Origin of the sequence: Polaribacter irgensii 23-P, from assembly GCF_000153225.1 — a bacterium.
GTDB lineage: Bacteria > Bacteroidota > Bacteroidia > Flavobacteriales > Flavobacteriaceae > Polaribacter > Polaribacter irgensii.
The window spans coordinates 2,750,611-2,753,184 of record NZ_CH724148.1; the positions used below are offsets into that span (position 1 = coordinate 2,750,611).

General features: G+C 44.5%; 2 tRNA genes and 2 rRNA genes (1 of these 4 only partly in view). All 4 read right to left on the reverse strand.

The features are described 5' to 3' along the window. Positions 1 to 266: ribosomal RNA gene (locus PI23P_RS12225) — 23S ribosomal RNA — on the reverse strand (it extends 2,618 nt beyond the left edge of the window). A gap of 205 nt (positions 267 to 471) precedes the next feature. Further along, a tRNA-Ala gene (locus tag PI23P_RS12230) sits at positions 472 to 545 on the reverse strand. A gap of 103 nt (positions 546 to 648) precedes the next feature. After that, positions 649 to 722 (reverse strand) — tRNA-Ile (locus PI23P_RS12235). Positions 723 to 802: 80 nt separating this feature from the next. Next, positions 803 to 2,320: ribosomal RNA gene (locus tag PI23P_RS12240) — 16S ribosomal RNA — on the reverse strand. Together the 16S and 23S rRNA genes with 2 tRNA genes alongside form the textbook arrangement of a ribosomal RNA operon. Positions 2,321 to 2,574: the final 254 nt, after the last annotated feature.

Genomic DNA, 2,574 nt, shown 5'->3' on the forward strand with positions numbered 1-2,574 from the left:
AACATTGGTTTGGGCTAATCCGCGTTCGCTCGCCACTACTAACGGAATCACTATTGTTTTCTCTTCCTCCGGTTACTTAGATGTTTCAGTTCACCGGGTTTACCCCTATTGCTAGGTGACATGTCTTCAACATGCCGGGTTGCCCCATTCGGATATCTACGGATCAAAAGGTATGTGCCCCTCCCCGTAGCTTTTCGCAGCTTATCGCGTCCTTCGTCGTCTCTGAGAGCCTAGGCATCCGCCATACGCCCTTACTTAACTTATTGTACTTTTTGCTACAGTATTTTCATACTATAATGAACTCTTTTATTCTTTATAAAAAAATTTTAATTTGTTTGCAGTATCTCTACTACAAACATCTCTATCTATTTGATTCTTACGATATCATTTTACCAATATGTCAATGAACTTTCTATATAATAAACAAATGCCTATCATATATAGTAACAAGCCTAAGCCTGTAACTATTTGTGGAGAATATCGGAGTCGAACCGATGACCTCTTGCGTGCAAGGCAAGCGCTCTAGCCAACTGAGCTAATCCCCCATTTTAGTAGCAAGCGACCAGTTAACAGTTATCAGTTAATTGATGACTTGTACGTCAACTTGGGCATCCCAACTTCTAGAATTTCCTTAATATTAAACTTTTGTAGTCCCGGGCAGACTCGAACTGCCGACCTCTACATTATCAGTGTAGCGCTCTAACCAGCTGAGCTACGAGACTATAATAGCTTAATACTTGTTTTATAAAATTAACAGCAAAGAGTAAAATTTACCTTTTGTAACTCACCAATCTTTCTCTAGAAAGGAGGTGTTCCAGCCGCACCTTCCGGTACGGCTACCTTGTTACGACTTAGCCCTAGTTACCAGTTTTACCCTAGGCGGCTCCTTGCGGTGACCGACTTCAGGCACTCCCAGCTTCCATGGCTTGACGGGCGGTGTGTACAAGGCCCGGGAACGTATTCACCGGATCATGGCTGATATCCGATTACTAGCGATTCCAGCTTCACGGAGTCGAGTTGCAGACTCCGATCCGAACTGTGATATGGTTTATAGATTCGCTCTCTGTTGCCAGATGGCTGCTCATTGTCCATACCATTGTAGCACGTGTGTGGCCCAGGACGTAAGGGCCGTGATGATTTGACGTCATCCCCACCTTCCTCGCAGCTTGCGCTGGCAGTCTTATTAGAGTCCCCATCTTTACATGCTGGCAACTAATAACAGGGGTTGCGCTCGTTATAGGACTTAACCTGACACCTCACGGCACGAGCTGACGACAACCATGCAGCACCTTGTAATCTGTCCGAAGAAAACTCTATCTCTAAAGCTGTCAGACTACATTTAAGCCCTGGTAAGGTTCCTCGCGTATCATCGAATTAAACCACATGCTCCACCGCTTGTGCGGGCCCCCGTCAATTCCTTTGAGTTTCAGTCTTGCGACCGTACTCCCCAGGTGGGATACTTATCACTTTCGCTTAGTCACTGAGATAAATCCCAACAACTAGTATCCATCGTTTACGGCGTGGACTACCAGGGTATCTAATCCTGTTCGCTCCCCACGCTTTCGTCCCTCAGCGTCAGTACATACGTAGTGGACTGCCTTCGCAATCGGTATTCTGTGTAATATCTATGCATTTCACCGCTACACTACACATTCTATCCACTTCCATATGACTCAAGTCAACCAGTATCAAAGGCAGTTCCATAGTTGAGCTATGGGATTTCACCTCTGACTTAATAGACCGCCTGCGGACCCTTTAAACCCAATGATTCCGGATAACGCTCGGACCCTCCGTATTACCGCGGCTGCTGGCACGGAGTTAGCCGGTCCTTATTCTTACAGTACCGTCAAGCTGGTATACATACCAGTGTTTCTTCCTGTATAAAAGTAGTTTACAACCCATAGGGCATTCTTCCTACACGCGGCATGGCTGGATCAGAGTTGCCTCCATTGTCCAATATTCCTCACTGCTGCCTCCCGTAGGAGTCTGGTCCGTGTCTCAGTACCAGTGTGGGGGATCTCCCTCTCAGGACCCCTACCTATCGATGTCTTGGTAAGCCGTTACCTTACCAACTAACTAATAGGACGCATAGCCATCTTTTACCGATAAATCTTTAATTAAAACTTGATGCCAAGTCTCAATACTATGGGGCATTAATCTTCATTTCTAAAGGCTATTCCCCTGTAAAAGGTAGGTTCTATACGCGTTACGCACCCGTGCGCCGGTCGTCATCTGTGCAAGCACAATGTTACCCCTCGACTTGCATGTGTTAAGCCTGCCGCTAGCGTTCATCCTGAGCCAGGATCAAACTCTTCATTGTATATTTTAAATAATATGAATGAATAAGTTTCAAAAGAATTTACATTATAAATAATGTGGTTATTCTACTCTTTAATTACGCTGTCAATTTCAATATTTTCAATGAACTTTTAGAATCATAAACCCTCGCCTTAAAACAAGAAATATATACCCTAATTTGTAGAAACCCTAGAATCGAACTAGATGACCTTTGTACTAAAAATCAATGCCATTATCTCTGTGAACGTTTTGCTATACCTGTTAGCGGGTGCAAAT